The sequence below is a fragment of the Cohnella endophytica genome, from assembly GCF_003628305.1.
GTDB lineage: Bacteria > Bacillota > Bacilli > Paenibacillales > Paenibacillaceae > Cohnella > Cohnella endophytica.
This window is the reverse complement of sequence record NZ_RBZM01000005.1, coordinates 475651-501949: the sequence shown is the minus strand read 5'-3', so window position 1 is coordinate 501949 and position 26299 is coordinate 475651. Positions and strand designations below refer to the sequence as shown.

The 26299-nt window shown below is 50.8% G+C and carries 17 protein-coding genes and 2 pseudogenes; 4 read left to right on the top strand and 15 right to left on the bottom strand.

From position 1 onward, the window contains the following. Positions 1-23 precede the first annotated feature (23 nt). Together D7Z26_RS12345 and D7Z26_RS12340 are read right to left on the bottom strand one after the other, a co-directional pair. A complete protein-coding gene (locus tag D7Z26_RS12345; protein ID WP_233566835.1) occupies positions 24-1865 on the bottom strand; it encodes a putative bifunctional diguanylate cyclase/phosphodiesterase in 1842 nt (613 codons plus the stop codon). Between the two features lie 174 nt (positions 1866-2039). Next, on the bottom strand, positions 2040-2408 hold the full coding sequence (locus D7Z26_RS12340) for a DUF423 domain-containing protein (protein WP_120977266.1): 369 nt from the start codon (positions 2406-2408) through the stop codon (positions 2040-2042). Between the two features lie 70 nt (positions 2409-2478). Between D7Z26_RS12340 and D7Z26_RS12335 the strand changes: the two genes are divergently transcribed. Next, positions 2479-2934 carry a hypothetical protein gene (locus tag D7Z26_RS12335; protein ID WP_120977265.1) on the top strand — a complete coding sequence of 152 codons (456 nt, stop codon included), beginning with the start codon at positions 2479-2481 and terminating at the stop codon, positions 2932-2934. Positions 2935-3013: 79 nt separating this feature from the next. Here the strand turns inward: D7Z26_RS12335 and D7Z26_RS12330 are convergent, their stop codons facing one another. The 7 genes from D7Z26_RS12330 to D7Z26_RS12300 all read right to left on the bottom strand — a co-directional run bounded on the left by D7Z26_RS12330 (position 3014) and on the right by D7Z26_RS12300 (position 12134). Beyond that, positions 3014-3859, bottom strand: a complete 846-nt coding sequence (locus D7Z26_RS12330; RefSeq protein ID WP_120977264.1) for a carbohydrate ABC transporter permease — start codon at positions 3857-3859, stop codon at positions 3014-3016. A gap of 14 nt (positions 3860-3873) precedes the next feature. Beyond that, positions 3874-4776, bottom strand: coding sequence for a carbohydrate ABC transporter permease (locus D7Z26_RS12325; RefSeq protein WP_120977263.1), 903 nt, complete (start codon positions 4774-4776; stop codon positions 3874-3876). 87 nt (positions 4777-4863) lie between these two features. Next, positions 4864-6252, bottom strand: coding sequence for an ABC transporter substrate-binding protein (locus D7Z26_RS12320; protein ID WP_120977262.1), 1389 nt, complete (start codon positions 6250-6252; stop codon positions 4864-4866). A gap of 166 nt (positions 6253-6418) precedes the next feature. Next, positions 6419-7696 (bottom strand): extracellular solute-binding protein, encoded by a 1278-nt coding sequence (locus D7Z26_RS12315; RefSeq protein WP_158602288.1) that lies wholly within the window; start codon positions 7694-7696, stop codon positions 6419-6421. Positions 7697-7724: 28 nt separating this feature from the next. Further along, entirely contained in the window at positions 7725-8711 is a 987-nt protein-coding gene (locus D7Z26_RS12310; RefSeq protein ID WP_120977260.1) for a substrate-binding domain-containing protein, read from the bottom strand. 11 nt (positions 8712-8722) lie between these two features. Continuing rightward, positions 8723-10504, bottom strand: coding sequence for a cache domain-containing sensor histidine kinase (locus tag D7Z26_RS12305; RefSeq protein WP_120977259.1), 1782 nt, complete (start codon positions 10502-10504; stop codon positions 8723-8725). Between the two features lies 1 nt (position 10505). Next, the gene (locus D7Z26_RS12300; protein WP_120977258.1) at positions 10506-12134 is read right to left on the bottom strand and encodes a response regulator; all 1629 of its coding nucleotides are present in this window, start codon (positions 12132-12134) and stop codon (positions 10506-10508) included. Between the two features lie 173 nt (positions 12135-12307). On the opposite strand from D7Z26_RS12300, the gene D7Z26_RS12295 reads away from it, so the two are divergent. After that, complete coding sequence (locus D7Z26_RS12295) at positions 12308-13873, top strand: HD-GYP domain-containing protein (RefSeq protein WP_120977257.1); 1566 nt, start codon at positions 12308-12310, stop codon at positions 13871-13873. Positions 13874-15118: 1245 nt separating this feature from the next. On the opposite strand, the gene D7Z26_RS12290 is transcribed toward D7Z26_RS12295, so the two are convergent. Both D7Z26_RS12290 and D7Z26_RS12285 read right to left on the bottom strand, forming a co-directional pair. Next, positions 15119-18214 (bottom strand): AAA family ATPase, encoded by a 3096-nt coding sequence (locus D7Z26_RS12290; RefSeq protein WP_120977256.1) that lies wholly within the window; start codon positions 18212-18214, stop codon positions 15119-15121. Then, positions 18211-19377, bottom strand: coding sequence for an exonuclease SbcCD subunit D (locus tag D7Z26_RS12285; protein ID WP_120977255.1), 1167 nt, complete (start codon positions 19375-19377; stop codon positions 18211-18213). Before D7Z26_RS12285 ends, D7Z26_RS12290 begins: the two co-directional genes overlap by 4 nt. A 197-nt stretch (positions 19378-19574) precedes the next feature. Here D7Z26_RS12285 and D7Z26_RS12280 point away from each other — a divergent pair. Both D7Z26_RS12280 and yhbH read left to right on the top strand, forming a co-directional pair. Beyond that, positions 19575-20234: pseudogene (locus D7Z26_RS12280) on the top strand (DUF444 family protein); the annotation flags it as partial. 36 nt (positions 20235-20270) lie between these two features. Further along, a complete protein-coding gene (gene yhbH / locus D7Z26_RS12275; RefSeq protein ID WP_120977594.1) occupies positions 20271-21413 on the top strand; it encodes a sporulation protein YhbH in 1143 nt (380 codons plus the stop codon). 50 nt (positions 21414-21463) lie between these two features. Here yhbH and D7Z26_RS12270 read toward each other — a convergent pair. The 4 genes and pseudogenes from D7Z26_RS12270 to D7Z26_RS12255 form a co-directional block, all read right to left on the bottom strand. Continuing rightward, positions 21464-22076: pseudogene (locus tag D7Z26_RS12270) on the bottom strand (IS256 family transposase); the annotation flags it as partial. A 209-nt stretch (positions 22077-22285) separates the two neighbouring features. Further along, complete coding sequence (locus D7Z26_RS27770; protein WP_233566833.1) at positions 22286-22543, bottom strand: group II intron maturase-specific domain-containing protein; 258 nt, start codon at positions 22541-22543, stop codon at positions 22286-22288. Between the two features lie 1178 nt (positions 22544-23721). Next, positions 23722-24717: a phosphotransferase gene (locus tag D7Z26_RS12260; RefSeq protein ID WP_120977254.1), complete on the bottom strand. Its 996-nt coding sequence runs from the start codon at positions 24715-24717 to the stop codon at positions 23722-23724. 793 nt (positions 24718-25510) lie between these two features. After that, on the bottom strand, positions 25511-26182 hold the full coding sequence (locus D7Z26_RS12255; RefSeq protein WP_158602287.1) for a 4'-phosphopantetheinyl transferase family protein: 672 nt from the start codon (positions 26180-26182) through the stop codon (positions 25511-25513). Positions 26183-26299 lie beyond the last annotated feature (117 nt).

Genomic DNA, 26299 nt, shown 5'->3' with positions numbered 1-26299 from the left:
GCGTGCTTAATCCTAAGCCGCTTCTAGGAAACGGTTCCTGCAGCGCGAATCGGATAGACGGGAAGCGCGGTACGATTATGCTTCTCCCTAAGCAGTCTCTGGGTTTTCTCGCTATCGAGCGGCGGACTGCCGAAATATCCCTGCATCTCATCGCAACGGTGGGAGCGCAGGAAATGAACTTGATCCTCCGTCTCAACCCCTTCGGCGATAACTTGAAGCTGCAGATTATGCGCCATGGCGATGATCGCAGCGACGATCGCCGCATCGTTCGGATCTTGATGGATGTCCCTTACGAATGAACGGTCGATCTTCAATCGGGCGATCGGAAGATTTTTCAAATAGTGGAACGAGCTATATCCGGTCCCGAAATCGTCAATGCTGATGTTAACGCCAATGTCCGTTAGCTCTTTCAAGCATTGCGAGGCTCGTTCAACGTCCATTGTCATGCTCTCCGTGATCTCGAGTTCCAAATACCGCGGCTCAAGCCCCGTCTGATTTAATATATCCGCTACCTTGCCGGTTAGATTGCGCTCCGAGAATTGCCTCATGGACAAGTTCACCGATACCGGGATCCGGGCCATCCCCTCTTCTTGCCATTCCTTGTTCTGACGGCATGCTTCTTCGAGCACCCATTCGCCCAAAGGCACGATGATCCCGCTCTCTTCCGCGGCAGGAATAAATTCTCCCGGCGGAACGAGGCCTTTCTCCGGATGATTCCAGCGAATTAACGCTTCCATTCCCACGATTTGTCCGGACGCCAGATCGTATTGAGGTTGATAATAGAGTAAAAATTCCTTGTTATGTAGCGCCTTGCGCATCTCATGCTGAATCGTCAGCTTATGTAGAGCAACATGGTCCATATCTCCGGAATGGAGCATGTAATCGTCTTTCCCGTTTTCTTTCACTCGCTGTAGCGCCATATCCGCTCGTTTCTGTATCGCGGTCGCGTCTTCGGGGCCGCCATTGTATACCGCGACGCCGATACTGACCGTAATATGAACCGGGATGCCGCCGAGCTCGAACGGTTCCACCAGCACGGCCATCATTTCGTCCAGACGAGCGTTCAAGTCTTCATCGCCGCTTGAACAATCCAGACAAGCGGCGAATTCGTCGCCTTCCATTCTCGCAAGCTCTCCGGGTTCGTTAAGAATGCGACTTAACCGCTCCGCGATCTGCAGCAACAGCATGTCGCCGAAATCCCTTCCGAATGAAGCGTTCACGAGCTTAAAACGGTCTACGTCCATATAACAAACTGCCAGTCGTCCGCTTCCGTCTCTTGCCGAATCCAACTTTTCCTGCAAACGGTTCGTAAAAAACCTTCGATTCGGCAACCCCGTCATATCATCGTAGTAAGCCATGTAGCGGATCCGCTCCACGGAGCGCTTGCGATCGCTGATGTCTTGGATGAACGCAAGTATGCCGATGGCTTTGTTTCTTCGAATCAAAGGCGAAGTATGGATATTCAGATCGATCGAATGACCAAGCTTGTGAATAATCTTGATTTCCTGCGAACATTTCTCTCCGTTAAGCGTACGGAGGAACATGTGTCGGGTAACTTCGTGAGAACTGGAATCTACCAACGCAGTGAACAACATCCCGTTCATATCCGACTTGCTAAATCCGACAAGATCGGATGGATCGCGATTGATATCGATGAAACGACCCTGCCTGTCGATTATCGCGAAAGAAATCGGACTGTTGTTGTATAATGAGTCTAATAATTCCATTTGGTAGGAAGGGCCGGTTGTTGGTGTCCGGTATTTATTGCGGGCGAACCACCAGCCCAACGAAGCGGCGCTTGAGGCCAAAACTGCTCCGGCGGCTACTCCCGCCAGCCAAAGTCCATTGTCGGACCATCCGTTCACTAGACTTCGTCCTTCCTCCACTTTGGGAAATCGTTCTAAAGTCTCATTTATCTTCATTATAAAACAATCTTTGCCGATGTATAGCTTTTTCCCACTTATACGGTTAACATTCGGGTAACATACACGCAAATAAGGGAGAGGCAGGATTTTGTAAATTGTTTCCGAGAGCGGCTTTTACTTCCGGCGTGCCGCGAAGGCGAGGCTGATCCAACCGGCGATAAACGCGACGCCTCCGATAGGCGTAATCGCTCCGAGCACTTTAACTCCGCTCAAAGCAAGCACGTACAAGCTACCCGAGAACAGTACGATCCCTATCGTCAGCAGTCTCGCAGCCCATAGCGCCGGCTTGTTGGCGGGCATTCTTTCAAGCAGTATCGCAATGAATAGAATGCCTATGGAGTGAAACATTTGATATTGAACCCCGGTTTTATAGACATCTAGATCGTCTGCGCTGATCCGATTTTCCAGCATATGCGCGCCGAACGCTCCGATCGCGACGGACAACATCGCAGCGATGGCCCCGATTTTCACGTACTTGTTCATGCGATTCACTTCCTTGTTCGAGTATTTGACTTAGGCATTATTAATCATAACGTTTAGAAGGAGTAAAGTCATGAACGATCAACGCGGCAATGATGAACAATTTGTAAACAAGCCGGTCTACGTCCCGACAAACGAGCCTTCGGGCAAGCCTGTCAGGCACAGCGGACTTGGCGTCGCTTCTTTCATTCTGGCCCTAGTCAGCATCGTCGCATTCATCGGCGTATCCATCGGCCTCTTGATCTTGCTAGCGAAGCAGGTCGACCTCGGCGCTTTATTCGACGGCAACGGGGAACTTACGATGACCGAAGAAGAACTCGCGGACAAAATCGGCCCCCTCCTCGGCTACTTGTTCATGTATCCATTCATTATCATCATTAATCTTATCGGGCTTATCCTCGGTATTATCGGGCTCTCCAAGTCCGGTTTCAAAAAAGTATTCGCCGTTATCGGAACCGTATTAAACGGCTTGGCCTTGCTCGCGATGGTCGTTCTCGTTATCGTAGCGATCGCTCAGAGAGGCTTGTAACATCTATATCTCGTCGGCGACTTCGAGAAAAGAACATAAAAGTGGCGGCTCCGCATCATGCGGAAACCGCCACTTCGCTTTATTTCACGGCTCCCGCCGTTATTCCGTTCGCGATCTGCCGCTGGAAGAAAATATACACGAGAAGCACGGGAACGATCGTCACGAGCAACGCGGCGAACAATGGCCCCCACTCCGTCCGGTATTGCATCTCGGCTTGCATGACTCCGATTTCCACCGGGAGCGTATATTGCGTCGGGTCGTTCACGAGAATCGTCCCGACGATGTACTCGTTCCAGATATTCAAGACGTTGACGATCGCGATCGTAATCAAGCCCGGTTGGGACAAGGGCAGCATGACCCGGAAAAACGTACCGTAATACGACGCCCCGTCCACGATGGACGCTTCCTCCAATTCCTTCGGCAACGCCCTGAAGAAACCGACGAGCACGAAGATGCCGAACGCCAGCACGCTCGAAGCGTAGACGACGATTAAACCGATCTTCGTATTGATGAGATGCATCGAGTTCATCAGGAAGAACAGGGGAATCAAAGCCAATACGAACGGAATCATCATCGAAGAGATATAGAGCAAGTAGAGCGAATTGCTGCCTCTGAATTTGTACCGTGCTAGCACGTATGAAGTTGTGGCGGACAATAAGAGTCCAAGACCGGTTGAGCCGACCGTTACGATCATGGAGTTCACGAAGTACGTGCCGAAATTGTACTTGCTCCACACGTAAGAGAAATTCGACCAGAGCAGCGGGAATTCCGGTAGCGACCAAGGTTTATTACGGAAAAATTGCTCATTGTTCTTTAACGCGTCAAGTAACGTCCATAGCAACGGATAGATCACGGATATGCCCCAGACGATCAAAAAAGCATAGAAGATCGCCTTTACGACCGGGTTCTTAAGGCCTGCGTTCATCTAGATGCCCCCTTTTAGCTCATCTCGACGGCTTCATGACGCATGAGCCGTTGAAGAATGATCGTCGTAATTAGCGACAATACCAGAATAACGAACCCGATCGATGCCCCGTAACCGAAGTGATATTGGCGGAACGCCATCTGGTACAAATACGAGCCCATAACCTGAGTACTATTGTCCGGTCCGCCTTCGGTCATGATCCATACGATAACGAACGAGCCGTTCAACGTCGTCATCATGATGTTTAAGATCGAAACCTTAATCTGTTCCCATACGAGAGGCATCGTGATATTGCGGAATTGTTTCCACTGACTCGCGCCTTCGATGCTAGCCGCTTCGTAGTAGGAAGCTGGGACATTCTGAATCGCCGCGATCAGCAAAATCATATAGAATCCGATTCCCGCCCAGATCGCCGGAGGCAAGAGCATCCAGATCGTGTGTTCCGTAAATCCCAGCCAAGTGATCGTCACTTGTTCTTTCGTGAACAGGGACAAGAACGCATTGAGAAAACCGATTTGCGGATTGTATATGAAGTTCCACAGCACGCCGATAACGACGACGGAAATTACGTTCGGAATGAAGAAAATCGACCGAAAAAAGCCGGCCAGCTTAAAGCCGAAACGGGTAAGCGCAACCGCGAAGAAAGTCGCGATGACCATAATGCCGATCACCTTGCCCGCGACGAGGAAATAATCGTTGCCGATGGCCCTCCAGATAATCGGATCGTGGAACATTTCCTTGAAGTTATCGAAGCCGATAAACTTTTTTTTGTTCGACATCCCGGACCAATCGTAGAAGGAATAATACAGCCCTTGCAGGACGGGGTAAATCGTGAACACGACAAAAAACACAAGCGTCGGGATGATGAATGATGCGATAAATACGTTGCGCTGCCACCTTGCCGTCCCTGAATTCATACTGCCCTACCATCCCTCCGGATAAATTCGCGGAGGATGATCGAAGCGTTGCCCCGATCACCCTCCGCTTAAGCTTGTTCAGACGATTTATTTACCGACTTTTTTAACGACGTCGGTTACGCGTTTGACCCATTCTTCAGGCGTGATCTTACTGATCGTAAGAGCATCCGTCGCATCCATCATCGCCTTATCCACGTCGGCGTTGTATGTGATGGTAGGTATAACAACGGTGTTCGGATCCGTCAAATATTTCGCCGCGTCTTTCACGAAGTTCGGCGCGTTAGAGCTGCTGATGTCGCCTTTGATATTGGAAGGCGCGCCGCTCAGCTCTGCCCATTGGGAAGCTTGCGCTTTGGAGAAGATGAATTGCATGAAAGCTTTAGCGGCGTCTTTGTTTTTGGCGTTCTTCGCGATCGCTACGGTAGCGGTGGAAGTGTTGGCAACGACCTTGCCGCCCGCGTCCTGGGTGACGGACGGAATGAAGCCGAAGTCGAAGCCTTGCGGAATGTCTTTGGACATTTCGTTCGGCAGCCACAGACCGTTCGGGATGAACGCGTCTTTGTTCTGCAAGAATAGCATTTGCGAATCGGTATGGTTGATCTGGATGGATGCCTTATCGATGAAACCTTTGTCGCGCAATGTAACGATTTTATTCAAGGCGGCAAGTACAGCAGGGCTTTCGTATGCTTCTACTTTGTTGGCCGCCATGTCTTGAAGAATCGTAAAATCGTTGTTGTTGGCCGATACGATCGCAGGATATAGAATCGAGCCATTGATATAGTAAGGATATTTACCCGTGTGAATAAAAGGAGTCATTCCGCTTGCTTTGATTTTGTCGCTTACGTCAAGGAAAGATTGGAAGTCGGTCGGTTCGGTCCAACCTTTTTCTTTGAACAGCGCCTTGTTCCAGAACACGCCCCATGAATTAAGAACGAGCGGAATGTTGTATACTTTCCCGTCGAATTGTTGTGCGGGCTGCGCCAAGATGTCGGTGATGAGATCGCCGTCGATGTTCTTGGCGTCTTTCAGCCAGTCGGTCAAATCCTCGAGTTGGCCGTCTTCTACCATTTGGCGATCGTTCAGGCCTGCTCCGTCGATGTATACGAAATCGGGCGGAGTGCCTCCGATCCAGCGCGGCTTCATTTGGTCGTTGATTTTCGGTCCGCCGGATTCTTTCACGTTAAGCTCGGGATTCGCCGCTTTGAAATCGGCGATGACTTTTTTCCACCATTTATCGCCGTAACCGCCGACGAAGTATTGAATTTCGAAATCGCCCTTTAGCTTGACCGTGTTGTCCGTCGATTCGGACGCCGGAGCGCTAGCCGACTCAGTTGCGGCCGGTGTCGACGCGGAAGGAGATTCCGAAGGAGATGCCGACGGGGACGCATTGTTGTTCTTCGAGCCGCAACCCGCAAGCGATAAAGCTGCGACGATGGCCGCGATGCCGAGCACTGTAAACTTTTTGTTCGATTTCATTAAAACAAACCCTCCCACGAATGATGTTTTACGCTTTTTCTGAATTCATAATCGAATCCTAGCGCTTGATTTCATCATAAGTTGAGAGGGCTGAAGTCTCTATCGAATATCTTCCATGAATTCTTTGTTTTCTTCCTAATCCGAAATCGGACGATAATCTAGTATTTTACCGTCCGCTCTTCGACTCCGCGAATTGTTGCAGCAGATCCAATGCCTGCTGCGGAGACGTATGCCCGTATAGAACGGCGTCACCCATTTTCCTTGCGTAATCCAATACCGCTTGCCAAGACGGCTCTTGCACGGGATAGAACTTGGCTTTGCTCAGCGCCTTCAAATTCTGCTTCATGCCCTCGTCGCGGCCGGCAAGTTGCTCGCCGACCGTCGTCGTAACGGGGAGGAAACCTTCGCGCTTGACCATCTCCTCGTAGGACGAATCGTCATACAGGAAATCGAGAAACTTGGCCAAAGCCTCTTTGTCCGTATGATCCGTCCTGAACGAGACCAGCACGTCGTGAACGCCGAAAGTGATCGGGGGCTCTCCGTCCTTGACCGGAATCGGTCCGACTCCCCATTTCAGATCGGGGAACTCCTTGGGGACGACCGAAGCGAAGTAATTGCCCGATATCATCATTCCCAGCTCGCCGTTCCCCAGAATGCGCTGCTTCTCGTCCCTCGTCGTGACGGTCGGTTCGGGATCGGTAAGCCCTTTGTCGAATAATTCCTTCAAAAAGGTTAAGCCCTCGACGTTGTCTGGCGAATTGATCGTCCATTGCCCGCCCTTGATCCAAGTTCCGCCGGAACCATAGAACACGTAAGATAGGGACGCCTGCGTCTCGTTATCCGTCAAGTCGACGCCGAATCCGCTCGCCGCCCCGGTCGCTTTGATCTTTCGCGCGTCTTCCATGAGCTCGGACCACGTTCGAGGCGGAGCCGCAATGCCGGCTTTCTTGAATAGTTCCTTGTTGTAATAGAGTTGTCTGATCGTAGCTACGTAAGGGATCGCATACTGCGTACCGTTCATTTGATCCATGTTCAGAAGATTAGGTTGGAGCTTGCTCTCGAGCTCCGGGGAAATAATGTCCTTGAAGTCGTTTAACAATCCGTCCTTGGCGAAATGCGCGTAGACGTTCGTATTCAGAAGATCCGGAGGCTGGTTCTTGCTGATCATCGTCGTATAGATCCCGTCGAGTATGTCCCAGTTCGCCACCTGCAGTTCGACGTGGATCAGCGGATTTTTTAACTCGAACTCTTTTACGAGCTTCTCCAATATCGGTTTCGTCTCCGAACTGTACTCGGCGGCGACGAATCGAATGAGTGCCCTCTTCTCCTTGGGAGACGGAACGGGCTCCGAGTCGGACTTCATGCACGAAGCAAGCGTGAACATAACGAGTAACGCGGCGGCAACCGCGACGAAACGCCGTAACTTGCGGGCCATGGGTTGCATAAGCAGCACGAATCCTTCCATTGAAAAGTTATTTATTGTTGATGAACGGAAACAAGAGCTTCTGGTTTTCCGGGGTGTACATATTCAGCTTCGTGATCACGTTCGATTCGATGTAAGTCGCGGGCGCTACTTTTTTCCGGTCTATGAGCCTCAATGCCGTCTTGACTCCCAAGTACCCCATGTTGAACGGCTTCTGCACGATCGCGGCATTTAACGTGCCGGACTCTAGGAGTTGGATTTCATCCACGGAGCTGTCGAATCCGATCAGATGGATGACGTCCGCTTTCTGCTGCTCTTCCAGCAGCTTGGCGACGCCCAATGTCGCCGATTCGTTCAGCGTAATAAACGTATTAAAAGGCTTGTCCTGAATGAGCAGCCGTTTGGCGATTGCGTATGCCTTATCTTCGGAATTCCCGGCATAATAGATTTCGTTCGCGCTTTCCTTGTTGCCTGCCAGCGATTGCTTAAGTCCCTCCAGCCGTTGTTGCGAGATTTGGGATTCCGGTGCGTCGCTAATGATCGCGATGATCGGACGGTTGTTCGTCTCGGTCAAGGACGTCTCCCCCGCCAGCCGTCCGGCTTCGACGTGGTCATTGGACACGACGACGGGAGCTGGTTTCATGTCCGGCGGCGTATCGATGACGACAAGCCTAATGCCGGCCGAGCGAACCTTGGCCAGAATTCCGGGCATTCGATCGTCGATCAGGGGCGCAACTACGATCGCATCCGGCTTCCGGTCGATCTCTTGTTCCAGAATTCGAATCTGATCATTGACGTCGCCTTCCTGAAGCGGACCTGCGACGGTGAGCTCCGCTCCCATTTCCTTGGCGGCCGCTTCCGCTCCTTTGTTGACCGCTTGCCAGAAATCCTGTCTCACGTTCAAAGACTTCAGGATAACGGTAACGTGCCGATCGTGATGGGCGGCACCGAAAATCATTTTATAGTATAGGGACGAATACAGCGCGACCGTGAACAAAATCAGGAACAGCGCGATCGTCCAACGTTGCTTGCGCATGGCCGTACCCCCTATTCGAGTTTGGGGATCGTAATCGTAACGCACGTACCGACTTCGATCTCGCTGCGAATTTGTATACCGTACTCATGTCCGAAATAAAGCTTGATTCGTTCGTTAACGTTGCGAATTCCGATTCCCTTGTCGCCTTCATGGCTCTGCCGCAACCGATTCAACTGCTCCGGCGTCATTCCGAACCCGTTATCCTCGACTTCGAAGACGATCTGATCGTTGTTCAGCCTGCCGCGGATCGTAATAAGACCGTCCTCGATCCCGTATCTGTTGCGAATGCCGTGGTAAATCGCGTTTTCCACGAACGGCTGCAACAGGATCTTAAGCGTCTTATACGGCAATATCGCTTCGTCGATATCGAGCGCGTAATCGAGCTCGTCGTTATATCTCATTTTCTGGATTAGCAAATAGTTGTTGATATGTTCGATCTCGACTCGAATCGGTACGAGCTCCTGATCCTTCGTAATGCTTGCCCGGAACAGCTTGGCAAGCGCGGAGGTCATGAGCACGACCTCTTCGTGCTGTTTCTGTTCCGCCATCCATACGATCGAATCGAGCGTATTGTACAGGAAATGAGGATTGATCTGCGACTGCAACAGCAGGAGTTCGCTCTTGCGCTTGCTCTCCTGGTTATGGATCATTTCCTCCATCAGGAACTTCGTTCGGCTTACCATCATATTGAACGAACGGCCCAACTGTCCGATCTCGTTCATCTGCCCGATCTCGGTCTGAATATCGAAGTTCCCTTTCTCCACTTGCTTCATGTCCGATTGCAGCTCTTTGATCGGCTTGGTCAAGCGGTGCGACAGCCAGACGGAGATCAATAACGAGATCATCAAGCCGCATAAAGAATAGAGCACGATGGAATTTCGCAAATCGGACGTGCTTGCGATCAGATCGTCCGAATAGGCGACGCCCGCGATCTTCCAACCGAAATTCGTATCCTGAACGGAATAGATGCGTTTGCCGTCCGCGTCATTGGCGACGAAGGAACTGCCGCTGGAAGCTTGAATCACTTCCGAGATGAGTTCCGTTCTCAGCTTGCTATCGATCAGCTGTTGCTGCGGATGGTAGACGATATTACCGGCCCCGTCTACGATGAATAAATATCCTTTCTTGCCTAGGTTAATATTGCTGCAGATGTCATTGATGACGCTTAAGTTCAGGTCCACGAGGAACACGCCTTCCGCCGTGATTCCGTCCGTGCTTTTCAGCTCTCTGCTTAACGAAACCACCCATCTATACTCGTTCCGGATAATGTTCTGCACGTGGGGTGCCGAGATAACCGACTTGCCGCCGGCTGCCTTGGCCGTCTTGTACCAAACCTGCTCTTGAAGCCGGGCGTTCGGGTTCAAGCTCGTGATCCGCCGATCGGAGACGAAACGTCCGTTATAACCGAACACCATAATTGAAGCGATGTCCGTGCGAGTGTATAGAATCGATTGGAACAAATCCGATATTCGCTTCTCGTACGTCCGGCGATCCTCCGAGCTAATGAAGCTATTATCGGATATGTAATATTTCACGTCTTTGTTCGTCATTGCGAGCAAGGATATATTTTCCATGTTGTCGACGTACGACTGGATGTTCATATTGACCTGCTTGATGATTTCCTCGATGTATCCTTTAGAATTGCTCTGGACGGCGTTGACGGACACTTGATAGCTTACGAGACTCGTGAGTACGATCGCGGCAAGAATGAGCAAAGAGAAAGCCAAGGAAATATTCGATTGGATGCTCTTCAGCGGGAAGAGGGGCACGCGCAGCTTTCGTTCTTTGGACATCTTAGGCACCGTTCTCCTTTAGCAGCTTCTCGCGGTAATCCTTCGGCGTAGCTCCCGCGTGTTTCTTGAACAATATGCTGAAGTAGTTCGGATCCTTGTAGCCCACCTGCTCGGCGATTTCGTAAAACTTCAAAGAAGTATGGTGAAGCAATTCTTTGGCTTTGCCGATGCGTACCCCGGTTAAATATTCAATGAACGTCTCCCCGGTATGTTGTTTGAACAAGAGGCTGAAATAACTCGTGCTCATGAGAACGTGGCGGCAGAGATCCTGCAGCGACATCTTCTCGTTCATATAATTCGTCCGGATGTATTCGACCGCGCGATGAATTTGCATATTCGTGAAATGATTGCGGTTGTCCGCGACGGTCGTAACTACGGAACGCACGATATCCTTTAACCAAAGCTCAACCTCGTCCAGCGTCTTGAACCGGTAAATCTCCATCAATCTCATCTGCCATTCGAGCGATGTTTCTTTATCGTCGACAATGAGCTCTTGAACCGTATTCATTAAAGTAAGAACGACCTTCTGCAATTGCAGGAAACAAGGCTCAACGGAAGTAAACGAGGTTTTGAGCTCGACCACGCCGTTCTCGATCAATTCGAAAGCTTCCTGAAGAGAACCGCTTCGAATCGCGGAAGCCAGCTTCCGATCCCAATCCAGGTTTGGGGATACGAACGAGGGCTTGCCTTCCAGGTCTAGAATACTCAATATCCGATTCTTGCCAAGGAGGAACCGATAATCTAGTACCGACAATGCGCTCTTATAGGACGTAGGCAATTGCTCCAGATGCTCCACAGCGCTTCCGATTCCGATCGTTACCGTGAACTTCAAGTATTTCTCGATATGATAACGGACTCTTTCCGCCAAAGAGAAAGCCCTCTCGTTGAGCATGCCCTCATTCTCGCAGCCCGACAAGATCGCGACCATCTTCTCTTCCCGCGTACGGAAGAACATGCTTTCTCCCTGCTCGTACTCTAGCGTTTCTTTGAAAATATCGAATGCGGCGAAGCGCAGAAACTCGGCATCGTGTTCGTAGGAATGAAGCTCGCGATCGCCGAAATCGTCGATATCGACGACCATGACGAGATGCAACGGGGCTACCGGCTTCAGCCCGAAGTAGGCGAACCTCTCCGCGATTTCCGCTCTGCCGAGGCCGACGGCGACAAGGCGCTCAAGGAAACGTTCCTTAAGCAACGGAAGACTCTGGCTAAGCTGGCTGTTCAGGCGACCGAGATCTTCCCGATGCTTCGTCTCCTCGTCCATCTCTCCCTTGACGCGATCGAGAAGACCGCGAATTTCTTTCGCCGTAATCGGTTTCAGGATAAAATCCGACACTTTAAGCCTAATCGCTTGTTGCGCGTATTCGAACTCGTCGAACCCCGTTAGAATGATCAATTTGATATAGGGATATTGCGCCGATATTAGCCCCGCGAGCTCTAAACCGTCCATGAAGGGCATACTGATGTCCGAGATCACGAGTTCCGGCTTATGTTGCTCTACGACTTCCCAAGCTTCCCGTCCGTTCGCGTAGTCGCCGATCAGCTCGAAGCCGTGATCGTTCCAAGCGATCGTATTTTTCAACCCGACCCGAACAACCGCTTCATCATCGACGATGATTACTTTATACATCCGTAATCCCCCAATTAAACCCGAAAGTGTAAGCGCTATAATATATGATTATGACTTATAATTCACCTGCTTACAAAGGTTAATTAAAGGAGTCATGCGTTCTCGCGTGGAATAGGAAAGAAGGAATGAATACCCACTTGCGACGGATGTCACCTTAGAAAGAAGGTTTGAAATTGAGCTTCTATTCGAAGTTTTTGCGCCAACTTTTCGTCAATTACGTCGTGGGCTCGGCGATCGCAGTGCTTGGCGTCGGAAGTCTGTTCATCTTCTCGTCTCTTCAGATTCCCCTCGTCGAAACTTGGCGGCTTGCCGGAATTTTATTTTTCTCGTTGCTCGTCATGCTTAGTTGCGAAAGGGTCGTCTTGCGTCGGCATTTAAGACCGATCCGTTCGACGTTCGAAAGCGGACCACTGACGTTGTCTCAGCTTCAGTCGAGTTACCTGCAGACCCACCGATTCCCGATTCTCGCCGTTCAGAGGATTTTCGGCCCGCATCTGCTTGGCCTCTCGATTCCCGGCATTTGCTTGGCCTTTGCTTCCATCCGCCAAGGCTGGATCGATATTCCCTACTATTACATAGGGTTTGCCGGCATCGGCGCGGTGCTCATCGCTTCACTCCACGCAATGATCGAATTTTTCCTTAACGTTCAGGCCATCCGGCCGATGCTTGACCATATTCATCGGACAGCGAAAGAACGCTTCGATGCCGATCTGTCCTTGGACGGCCGCGTGCTCGTCTCGATTCAGAAGAAGTTTCAGCTCAGCGCCTTCCTGATCGGCACGTTTCCGCTGTTTTTGTTCGCCCTTGCCGGGCAAATTCGCTTCCAGAACCTATCGGGGGACAAAAGCGTCGAATATTGGAAGTGGGCGGCGATCATTCTCGTCGTAGGCGTCGCTTTCTCCTCGCTGGGCGCCTGGTTGCTGTCTCGGGACATTCAGACGCCGATCCGCAATCTGTACGAATTGATGGGCGGAGTCAAGGAAGGCAACTTCGACAATCGCGCTCCCGACCTGTATTCCGATGAGTTCTCTAAGCTAGTATCCGGCTTTAATCACATGCTGGACGGATTGAAAACCCGGGAGAAGCTGAACGAACAGCTGCTTCAGAGTTACTTCACGACTTTGGCGGCCGCCTTGGACGCGCGCGATCCTTATACCGCCGGCCATTCGGAGCGCGTAGCGCAATATTCGGTGCGGATCGGCAGGCTAGCCGGAATGGATCCCTCGGACTTGGAGACGTTGCGCAAAACCGCTTTACTGCACGATATCGGCAAAATCGGGGTACGGGATGCGGTATTGCTGAAGGAAGGCAAGCTGACGGACGAGGAATTCGATCTTATCAAGCTTCATCCGGTGCTCGGCGAGAAAATCCTGCTGCAGATCGAACCCGCCGAAGCGATGGCCAAGCTGCTCCCCGGCGTACGTTCACACCATGAGCAATATAACGGCAGGGGTTATCCCGACGGCTTAGCCGGAGAAGCTATCCCTTATCCGGGGCGCGTTATCGCGATCGCCGATGCTTACGATGCCATGACGTCTGATCGCCCTTATCGGAAAGGCATGTCCCCCGAACGGGCGCTCGGCATTTTGGAAAACGGCGGCGGAGATCAGTGGGATCCTCACCTTACTCGTTTATTCGTGGAATGGGCGAAGTGCGAGTTGCTGCCGGTCGACAGGGCATATGCCGAAGTAGCAGCAAGCACGGAAGCTCCGACAAACATGGGAACGGAAAAAGCCTAGAATTAAGGAGCCGTTAAGCTTCCATTCACTTGTTCTTCAGCTTGGCTAGGTAAGATGAACTTACCCCAATGCAAGATAGATTGTTCGGCCCCGCAGAAATGCGGGTTGTTTTTTTATTTGGGACGAAAGGTTACTTTCTTTACGGCAGGCTTGAACTTTATTTGCATTAAGTTTCCTGCTTATTACGATCTCCTGCCCGAAATGGGGCTCGGTATATGGAGTTACTGCTCGAGACGAACTAACTGTTGCTTAAAAGGGACTCTAAGCACACAGTTACTGCTTGAGACGAACTAACTCTTTCTAGATAGGGACTCTCAGCACACAGTTACTGCTCGAGACGAACTAACTCTTTCTAGACAGGGACTCTCAGCACACAGTTACTGCTCGAGACGAACTAACTCTTTCTAGATAGGGACTCTCAGCATACAGTTACTGCTCGAGACGAACTAACTCTTTCTAGACAGGGACTCTCAGCACACAGTTACTGCTCGAGACGAACTAACTCTTTCTAGACAGGGACTCTCAGCACGGAGTTACTTCTCGAGACGAACTAACTGCTGCTTGAATGGGACTCTCAGCACTGAGTTACTTCTCGAGACGAGCTAACTCCTGCTTAAAAGGAACATTCAGCACGGTGTTACTACTCGGGACGTACTAACTCTTTCTTTAAGGGACTCTCAGCACGGAGTTACTTCTCGAGACGAGCTAACTCCTGCTTTAAAGGGACTCTCAGCACGGAGTTACTTCTCGAGACGTACTAACTCTTTCTTTAAAGGGACTCTGAGCACGGAGTTACTTCTCGAGGAGAGCTAACGGCTGCTTGAAAGGAACACTCAGCACGGTGTTACTGCTCGGGACGTACTAACTCTTTCTTTAAGGGACTCTCAGCACTGAGTTACTTCTCGAGACGAGCTAACTCCTGCTTTAAAGGGACTCTCAGCACGGAGTTACTTCTCGAGACAGGGTAACTCCTGCTTGAAATGGACTTTCAGCACGGAGTTACTTCTCGAGACAGGCTAACTGCTGCTTAAAAGGAACTCTCAGCACGGAGTTACTGTTCGAGACAAGCTAACTCCTGCTTGAAAGGGACTTTCAGCACGGAGTTACTTCTCGAGACAGGCTAACTCCTGCTTAAAAGGAACTCTCAGCACGGAGTTACTTCTCGAGACGCACTAAAATAGCCGCCTCTGTCGTCCATTACGGACTGCGAGGCGGCTCTTTAGGCGAATTGCCGAGTGGCGTGCGTTATTTCAGGACGAAGCTCGTCCGGCTATGGCCTTCTTTAGTCTTGCTGACTTCGAGTACGGCAGGGAAAGCTTGCTTCAACTCCTGCACGTGGGAGATGACTCCGATCATCCGTCCGGCACGCTGAAGATCGATTAGCGTCGCGATCGCTTTGCCTAGCGAATCCTCGTCCAGCGATCCGAAACCTTCGTCGATGAACATCATTTCGATCGATACCCCGCCCTGATAGGCTTGAATAACGTCCGTCATCCCGAGGGCAAGGCAGAGGGATGCGTTGAATTTCTCTCCGCCGGACATCGACTTAACGTCGCGATTCTGGCCCGTATAGGCATCGAATACGTCGAGGCCAAGACCGCTTTGCTTGCCCCGCGTTTCCAGCCGATCGCTGCGTTGCAGAAGAAATTGCCCGTTGGACAAGTCGTTCAGCCGCGCGTTCGCCGCGTTCAGAATCTGCTCCAGGAATTCGATGAGGATGTAGCGCTCGAACGAAATTTTGAGCGGATTGTCCCCTTTAAGCATCTGATAGATGTCGGCCACCTGTTGCTGCTTCTGCTCGAGCTCCCGGAACTGCTCGGCCGTTTTCTCGAGCGCGGCGAGCAAGCGCTGCGCTTCTTGTTTGTATCCGAGAGCAGCGTGCAACGATGCCGAAATCCGCTCCAGCATGCTCTTCAGCTCGGCGATTTTCTCTTCGAGCACGACCGGCACAGGACGCTCGCGTCCCGCAAGCTCCCGTTCCAGATCCGCGATTTGCTGCTGCAAGGTTGCCGACAAAGACTTGAACTGCTCGATAATCCGCTTGCGTTCGACCCGTTCCGCTTCCGCAAGCTTGGAGGCGCGATAGCCTTCGACGGTCTCGAAGCCCGCGCGATGCGTCTCTTCTTCGAACTTCAGGCGCGAGTCGGCGGAGAGTTTCTCCCCTTCCGCCAACTGGCTAGCCGCTTGCGCGGCATTCGTCCTCTCTTCTACAAGGCGAGCTTGACTGCTCTGAAGCTGACGTTGCGCTTCCTGCCAAGCGATCTGCAAACGGCCCGCGAATGCCGTCTGTTCGGCGATTCTGGCAGACAGCAGATCCGGCGTCCGCAGCGGTTCCGGGATTCGCGCCAGCTCGCTGTCCAGAAGCGTCGCCTTCGCGCTTCGGTCGACCGTAATCCGGTGCTGCTCCTGAAGCAATCGCTCGCGCTCGGATTGAAGCTGTTCGATCAGATGATCCTGCTTCTCCGCTTCTTGCCGGTATTCCGACACTTTCTCCGCTTGCTGCTTCAGTTGATCGGTCTCGATCCGAAGCTGCTTGCCTTCCGCTTCCGCGATCGCCAGCTGTTCCAGAAACGGCAGCCCCGTGAGGGCGTACTCTTCCATCAAGGCCTTCCGCTCCGCTATGCCGACGCCCGTCGCCGCCGCTTGCGCCTTTGCTTCGCTAAGCTCCTGTTCGGCTGCGCGAAGCTTGTCCTTCGCGGCCTGAAGTCCCTCACGCGAAGGAATGCCGGCGGTTCCGGATGATGCTTTGTTCGGGTGATCTTCGCTACCGCATACCGGGCATGGCATGCCGTCATGCAGGTGCGCGGAAAGCAAACCCGCCTGCCCTTCGAGCCAAGAAGTCTCCAACCGGTCATGCTCGGCTCGAAGCGCTAGCGCTGCGCGCTCCCGCTCGGCTTCTTGCTTGGCGCTATCCGCCAAGCGTCTGTCCAGTTCCGCTAGTTCCTTTAGTAGCTTATACTTGTTCTTCATACGCTCATATTGCTCAAGCTTGCCGGGAAGCTTAGATGCTTCTAGCTCGGCCGTCTTCAACCGTTCGGCTAACGCGCGTTTCTGCTGTCGGAGCTCTTCAACCCGACGCTCCGCTGCTTCGCGCTTCGCGAAGATCGAGCGCTCCTCCGCGGCGAGGCGATCGGCTTCGATTCTCCGCTCCTCCAGCGTCTGCACGATCGGCATCAGCTCGGCTAAACGCGCCAGCTCCAGATCCGCTTCCTTGCGCTCCGCTTCGCGGGCCTCCTCGACGCGATACCGCTCTTCCGCTACGGCATGGGCTCGCTCCGCCTCCGCAACGTCCAAGCGCTTGCGTTCCAGTTGCCCGCGTTTCAGTTCCGAGTGGCGTATCGCCGCCAGCGCGTGCTCCTCGTAAGGCTCGATCCTGGTGGCCAATTCCGCCAGGCGAACGAGCTCCTCGCTCGCCTTAATCTCCGCCTTCCGTTCATCCAACTGCGCGGCTTGCCGCCTTTTCTCCGCGAGCTGCAAGAACTTAGCTTCCATCGCCAGCGCCTCTCGAAACTCCGTCTCGAGTACGTTCAGCTTGTCCGAGAACGAGGCTCTCTCCCGCTCGATGTCGCCGGCCTGCCGCTCGTAGTAACCGATCTCGATTTCCAAACCCTCGCTTACTTGCGCCATGCCGATATACTCTTGCCGTAAAGTCGCCGTAAGAACGCTATCCTCCCGTTGAGGCAGCGTCTCTTGAGCTTGTTTAACGTATACGTCCTGCGTAGCTTTCGCTTGCTTCAACGCGTCCTGAAGCTCGCGATTATTCCGTTGGAACCGGTCCTCCAGCTTCTGGTACAATCCCGTCCGGAATATCCGTCGCAGGATTTCTTCTTTATTTTCCGTATCGGACGTGAGCAGTTTGCGAAATTCCCCTTGCGGAAGCATAACGATCTGGCTGAATTGCTCCCTTGTCAGCCCGATGACGGACTCCATCTTGATGTTCACGTCGGAAACGGTAAAACGGTCCACGCAAGGCACTTCGGTACCCGTCGTCGTCTCGTACAGTTCGGCTTTTCCGCCGGTTTCGTTCTTGTTCGTTCCTCTCCGGTGCGCCATCTGGCGAAATACGCGATACGTTCGTTGGCCTACCGAAAAATGATAGTCTACCGAAGTATGTATTTCATCGTCCGCGAAATGGCTCCTGAGCATACGCGTCTCCGAGCGGTCTTCCCCGCTTGCGCTACCGTATAAGGCGAAGCAAATCGCATCGAAGATCGACGTTTTTCCCGCGCCGGTGTTGCCGGAGATAACGAATAAACGACGATCCTCCAGCAGTCCGAAATCGATCGTCTCCGTGTCCCGATAAGGCCCGAAGGCGGTCATGCTTAGACGAATCGGTCTCATACGGCACCTCCCTCTTCCCGAAGGACGTCCGAATAGGCGTCGACGAACAGACGTTGTTTCTCTTCGGTTAACGGCACGCCTTTCACCTCGCGATAGAACGCGGCGAACAGCGCCACGGGATCTGCTTCTTTTCTGGAAGGTGTCGCAATGCCCGCTTCGTTAGATTCCCCAATCGCCGAAGTCGCCGTTCTTCGCTCAACGTGAAGCGCGTTCGGATAAGTCGCTCGGACCTTTTCCATCGGGAATAGAACCGGATCGTCGTTCAGCAACGTCACGAACACATAATCCTCGTTAGGCGTTTGCCGTTCGATCTCCTCGATCGGAGCGGCGACGCGGCGCATGTCCCTGCGTGGCTTTAAGTCTCTCTTCTCGACGGTTATCGCTCCGGAACCATCGATGTCCACGATTAAGAAGCCTTTGCGATGCGTCTCCTCCGAGATCGAATATTTGAGCGGCGAACCCGCGTACCGAATCGTCTCGTTCGCCACATGGTGCGCTTGGTGCAGATGACCGAGGGCCGTGTAGTGGAAGCTTCGGAAATGCTCGGAGTTCACGTACTCCGCGCCGCCGATGGATAGCGGCCTCTCGGACTGGCTCGTATTCTCCTCCGGCCTCGCCCCCGGAGTCACGAAGGCATGCCCGACGAACACTTGCCTCGCGGCCTTATCCATGTCCGCTTCGATCCGTCCGACAATAGCCTTCATCGCGTCGTCATGGGAACGAATATCCTCGTCCCCGTAGATGAATCTGACTTGCCCCGGATCAGCATACGGCACAAGATGGAAGTGCACCTCGCCGAATTCGTCACGAAGAACGACCGGTTTAGTCACGGGCTTCAGTTGCCCCGCCAAGTGCAGCCCCCGCGCTTCCATGATCGCCGTTCCGAAGGCGAGTCGATCCGGGCTATCGTGGTTGCCGGAGATCGCGAGCAGCGGCGTATCGAGTCCGATCACGATTTTCTCGAACAGCTCGTCTAGCAACTCTACCGCCTCCGTCGGGGGAATCGCACGGTCATACAAGTCTCCGGCGATGACAACCGCATCGGGCTTCTCCTTTTCTACCGCGTCTATTAATTGCTCCAACACGGAGCGCTGATCCTCCGTCATATAGACTCCCTGCACAAGTTTACCTAGATGCCAATCCGCCGTATGTATGAATTTCATGGGGCTAGACCCTCCCGTTCCGTCAAATCTCGCTTGATTATTCTATTTTAATCGATTCTCGCTCATTGTGGGAGCTAGCGGATGTTGGCAATTCAAAATGTACCGTATCCGCCGTGCGTAATGCGCACATCGTTTGGCCGCGCTTGAATATATTGAGTAATACATCCTTACAAAAACAAAGCGATAGGGGGTTGCCCATGAATCATCCCTCATTTATTTTATCCCGGGAAGACTGGTCGCTTCACCGCAAAGGATATCAGGATCAAGCACGCCACCAACAGAAAGTCCGGGACGCGATCAAGCAGAACTTGCCCGATCTCGTTTCGGAAGAGAATATCGTCATGTCCGATGGGCGCCAAATTATTAAAATACCGATTCGCAGTCTTGATGAATACCATTTCGTGTACAACACGAACAAGAAAAAACACGTCGGCCAAGGGAACGGCGACAGCCAAGTCGGAGACGTGCTCGGGGTCGATCCGACGCCGGCGAACGGCAAAGGGGAAGGCGCGGGCTCGGAACCTGGCGACGACGTGATCGAAGCCGAGATCTCCATCGCTGAGCTGGAGACGATGCTGTTCGAGGAACTGGAGCTGCCTTATCTCAAGAAGAAGGATAAGCAGCAGATCGAGGTCAAAGACGTGCGGTTTACCGACGTGCGGCGCAAGGGGATCATGTCCAACATCGACAAAAAACGGACGATTCTCGAAAACCTGCGGCGCAATTCGCGCGACGGACGTTCCGAGATCGGCGGAATCAGTCCGGACGACCTTCGCTTCAAAACCTGGGAGGAAATCGTCAAGCCGCAGAACAACGCGGTTATTTTGGCGATGATGGATACTTCCGGTTCCTTGGGTGTCGCAAAATTAACTATAGATTTTGGAGGTGGAATTATGAAAGCTCCTCTCTTCATCGTCTCTAAAGAAGATTGGTCATTACACCGTAAAGGCTACCAGGATCAAGCGAGACATCAACAAAAAGTCCGCGAGGCTATTAAGCAAAATCTCCCCGATTTGGTTTCCGAAGAAAACATTATCGGTTCCAATGGTCGGCAAATCATCAAGGTTCCTATTCGAAGCTTAGATGAATATCACTTCGTTTATAACAATGGAAAATTGAAGAATGTAGGACAAGGTAACGGTGATTCCCAGGTGGGCGATGTATTAGGGATAGATCCAACCGATGAGAAAAAGACAGGAACAGGGAAAGGTGCCGGCGATCAGCCGGGTATGGATTATTTCGAAGCAGAAATCGATATCACAGAATTGGAACAAATGCTCTTCGAAGAACTTGAACTCCCTAACTTCGAGAACAAGAGAAAAAAAGAACTAACCCAAAACGAACTCATCTATAATGATGTCCGTAAAAAAGGAATCGCCTCCAATATTGATAAGAAAAGGACCTTACTTGAAAACCTCCGACGAAATTCCCGTCAAGGCATTTCCTCCTTCGGAGGGATTTCTCCTGACGATCTTCGATACCGGACTTGGAACGAAGTTACCCGACCAAAATCCAGTGCGGTAATCTTCGCCATTATGGACACGTCCGGAAGTATGGGGAGTTATGAAAAGTATGTGGCCCGAAGTTTTTTCTTCTGGGCAACGCGGTTTCTTCGTTCAAAGTACGAGAAAGTAGAAATCGTATTTATCGCACATCACACCGAAGCGAAAGAAGTCACGGAAGAGGAGTTTTTTACTCGCGGCGAAAGCGGCGGGACGATTTGTTCTTCGGCGTATATGAAAGCTCTCGAGATCATTGATTCCCGTTACCCCTTGCCCGACTATAACATCTATCCCATTCATTTCTCCGATGGCGACAATCTTACTTCGGATAACGAACGGTGTACTCGACTAATTAGTGAGTTAATGAAGAAGTCAAACATGTTTGGTTACGGTGAGGTTAATCAATATAACCGATCCAGTACGTTGATGGCAGCCTACAAGCACATTGAAAATCCGAAGTTTATGTATTATGTCATTAAAGAGAAAAACGAGGTGTATCAGGCTTTGAAGCGGTTTTTTTACAAGTCAAAGTAATTAATGTCGAAATTTACGATTGGAGTCATTTGTCAAATATTTTGTGTAAACTATCTTAACGCTTCCCCTCGAGGGGGGGGATTTATTACAGACTGTCCGATGCGATCCGGATAGAAAACGGAGAGCTGCAGCAGCATTTGACCCCAGTATTGAACACGGCCTGTCCATTAGTGTGTGACATCCATTGTCGCTAGATAAAGCATTTTTAGCAACGATTCATCCGTCGGAAAAATGCTTTTCTCTTTCGTCACTTTGCGATGCTGGCGAAGTTAACTCTCGATGATATTGGTTGTGTAAATGAACTTGCGGATCTCAGGCGGATACTTGAAAAAGGTCGCGAGTTCGTCCCAGTTACTGCCCCAAGAGCGAATGATGAGCGGGTACTTACTGCCCCAAGTCTCCTCAAAGCGATCGAGTCCGACTAATACCATTTCCTCTGCTGCCGCTTTATATATCGACTTAAGGTCAGCCGTCACCTTCTTCAGATTCTTGTAAGAGACTTAACGGATGGAGGTACGGATCTGGTGAATGATGCACTTCTAGATGTCCGTCTTCGTATAGCAAGCTTGGATGGCTTGGGTGAAACCAGTTAGATTGTCTACACAGATAATCATTAAGGACGCTTAGCCAGAACTTGGCGGATACATTCTCACCAATGAGGATCCTGCACGCTACGGTTCTTTAGGTTACGCCGTGCAAGAACTGGGTGAACGCCTGCTCTATTGTCCCATAGATTCAATCGAGTAGGTAGGAGCGGCAAGCCCCTGAACCTCTCACTCCACCGTACATGCGGGTCCGCATAAGGTGGTTCCTTTAGGTTGGCGAGTTTCAAGGTAACGGGTTGTCAGACTGAACAGCCCTTGGTCGCTCCATTAGGAGCGGTTGAGGGCGTTGATTATGTTTCGGGACATTTCCCAACATCCGCGCCTAGAGTTTGCCATCATTCTTGCCGCCCATTCCGGAACGCCTAGGGCACGTAAGTTTCGGAGTCTAGATTTCGGTAACTTCCTCTGTTTCCATAAACACATCCATTCGTCGAGTCGTTCGCAGTGTGTTTGGGCGGATGCCAAACGGAAGTAGCCAATCCACCCCATTAGATAGCGGTTAAGTTCTTTCAAGCGGCTTTCCATTGAGATCCCCCGAGTACGCGAGGATATCTCTCTTACGCGTTTCCTTCTGCTGTTCCAGTTTCTTTGGAGCGATTCGAATCGCTGCACCTTTGTTCATTAGAAAGCTGAAGCCAAGAAACTTGCGGTTCAAAGGTCGGTCTACAGCGATTTTGTCCCGATTGACTTTCAGTCTGATCCTTCCCATCTACAAAGCGGACTACCAACTCAATCACACCCTCGCCAGCACGTTTACTTCGGACGAAGATGTTGCAATTGTCCGCATAGCGTGCTAAGTTCAGCCCTCGTTCCATTAGTTCTTTGTCCAAGTCGTGAGCAAAATGTTCGCTAAGAGCGGACTGAGCGGACCGCCTTGCGGCGTTCCTTCCTGCGTCTCTTGCCTCATCCCGTCGACCATTCCCTCGGCATTTAAAAAAGCTCGAATCAACTTTAAGACAAGCTTGTCCGAAACTTTTCTTGCTACCCTTGCCATGGGGATGTTTTGATTTACGCGGTGGTTGGTAGAAGACGGCCTTAGTTTGTTCTTATCGTGCCGTCAGCCCAATCAGAACACGACATGCGGATTTCCCGGATCGGGCTCCCCAGAGTCGTTCTCAGATCTGCTCGTTAGATCGTTGGATGAAGTAACTTTGGCTCCGGGAGACTGAACCATTCTCTGCCTCTCAAGTAAGACCAGAATAGCCGATGTCTTTGACTTCTTCGGGACCGAATCCATTCCCTTAATTTATCCATCATCTCGACCAAACTTTTACAGTAAAAAATGTGACATAATAAGGTCAATTAAACCCTTCATTATGCCACACTTTAAAAATTCAAATTCATTTCTGATGATTTACGCCATGCTGTAGGGTGTCTAAATCGAGAGATGAGGATCGAGTATCTGAGCCAAATTTTAGGGCTACCCTCATTGAAATAACATACATCTATCTTCAATTGCTGCCTGAAGACTTAGGGAGATTCCTAACCAAAAAAATACATTCCCTCTTCAAGGTCTTCTATTTCTTTCCCGAGAGTAAATTAGGTTGAGATTTCTTACTCAAGATATTAACGATTTCATTGCGTGCAAGAGCAGCATCGCTACGCATCGCCGGAGACGAGGGAAATCTCCGTCCATCTGATGGACAAGACGATGGCGGAAGCGATTGACCAGCAAAGAACGACAGACGAAGACTGATCTGCTATCAAGTCAGCATCCGGACGCAAAGCGCCTTCAGCTTCGGAGCCAATTCGTTCAGCTTTAGCAAACCCGCAGCGTTCGACTCGATCTGTTCCCGAACGACATCGGGCGAATCGACGCCCTCGAGATAACGCCCCAAATAATGAACGAATAAATCCAGCTTGTGAAGGCGCATCAGCAGCGGCACCGCTTCGGCCTCGTCCGATGACAGACGGGCCGTTTCACGCATGCCGCCGAGCAGCGCCTCCATATCGTCGATACTTGCATCAATGGAGATCAAGCCCGATAGCAGCACCGCCGGTTCCATCGCGCGAACATCCCTAGTGCATATCTCGAAGTCAAGGAAGGCCGCCACCCGGTCCGGTCTTTCGGGAAGAACGAGAATATTCGATGGGTTGATATCCCCGTGAATCAGTTGATGCGGCAACGCGCGAAGTGCAGGTGTTGTACGCAAGCAAGTTTCCCATGCCTCGTATAGGACTCGTAGTCCCTCGCGCAAGTGCTCGAAGCCTTCCGGCGGTCGGTTGCAGAACGCCTGCACTCGTTCCGGGCTACACGCCGGATGCGCCGCTTCCAACTCATAACTCGGAAAATAGGCAGGGGATTCGTTCATAACAACGTCATTAAGCACCTGCATAAGCCGGCCGGTCTGCCTTCCCGTATCGGCCACAACGCTCATGCTTGTCGGCCGCACCCCCTCTATATAGTAAAACAAGCAGGCATATTTCCCCGATCCGTCGGGCAGCTTTACATAGGTGGTTCCATCCGTTGAGAGCACGGGTATCGGCGTCCGGAACGGAAGTTGGCGTCTCGCCACCTCTATCAGAGCCGCATGTTCGAAACGGATTTTTGCAGCATCCCGGTGCGCGTCGTAAACGCGAAGCACCCATCTTCGCCCCTCCATTTCGACGAATCTCGTCGTGTTGTTCCAGCCCGTCTCTCCTTCGGACACGTGCCAAGATCTTCCCGGAATATACCGGGCTAACAGCTCGTCCCACATCTCTAATCGGTGTCCCCTTCCTTATGTACACTTCGCTCTATCGCCGCTCCTTCTTTTTCGATGAAAGTCAGAGCCCCCAGAACGCCACTCCAATCATACTGCTATTAGGAACTCACGGACGGATCCTACCGCATGGTTACGCCCGCTTGAAAAACATTGGATAATATGTGCCTATTTTATTTTGAAGGTTTCTACTCGTAAATAGGTTTGATTGATTTTGTTTAAAAAATAGATTGTGAATGTAAACTGCAACAATGTCAGACTTGTCACTCCCTAGTCATGTAGTCGCAAAAATCAGAAAAGATTCTGCATGCATGTCTTTGCACTTGCACCTTCGAGCATAAAAACCTCGCAACTGCAAAACAAACTGATAAGCACGCTAGCAATTGTGGACTTCAGATTTCCATGATCGCATTTGAGTGGAAAAAGTGCCCCCTGCTTCCACGTTATATACGTGATCATCACTTAGATCTCACCTTTAACGGTTATCGTAACCATGCCATTATTAGTGTTTTGGCTGATAAAGGATTACGAATTAGGCTCCATGAGTGTCAGAAATCCCAAATTAAAAAAGAACTTCGCCAACGAACTTTACGGGTTTCGCTTTTTCCAGATATAGAATTCGCAAAAAGAGGTAGCCACAAATATTATTTCTTGAATATTACCCACAACCTAGCTGAAGGCAGGATATGAGGCGATCTTCTGATCTTAATAAGTAAAGCCCCAAAATCAGGGTTTGCCAACAATCTAAACAGATCACACGGACCATCCCTTATCTTCGCTTCCTTTACTATTAATGCTCAAGTAACTGCTTCCATTTGATAATTTCTATACTATCTGGAAATTTTGAATTCAAGGAACAAACTGCCATCTCATAGTCATTTCCTATGAAATACTGCCGGAATCGCCAGTCTTCAGCGTCTGTCAATGAGTGAAAAAGTACCACACTATTGGTTATTTCCACTGAAAATGAATTCAGTGAAATGGAAAGTCCCATTCCTTTAGCCTTAATATAACTTTCTTTAACAGTCCACAGCTTATAAAAATACACAAGCATTTGATCAGCGGGTTGATCTCGTAGTTTTTCTACTTCTGATTTGGATAAAAAATGATCAACAATTGTAATGTCAATTGGTACTACTCTCTCAATATCTATACCTACTGGCCGATCATCAAACACTGCAACTATCCATTTGCCTGAATGGGATACATTAAAATGATAGGCAGGAAACTCAGGTAAAAAAGGTTTATTATAGTTGTTTTTCAAAATAACAATGTCCTCAATTAACAAACCCCATAATCTTAATAAATAATACCGAACCATTAACTCACTGAATATGGAAAGAATACGATCTTGTCTGTTACGCAACTTTATAGTTTTCTCCTGTCTTTCTATACTTACAAATGTAAGTAACTTTTCAATATCAATTTCACAATCTTCGATACTTGTAGCAACTATTTTCATCGAATTTCTCCGCATTGAAATAATAGAAATTGTCTAGGGAGAGTAAGACCTCTCCCTATTAAATTATTAATTTTAAAATACGCCCAATTTTAGCTGGTTAATACTTGTATTCTGAAA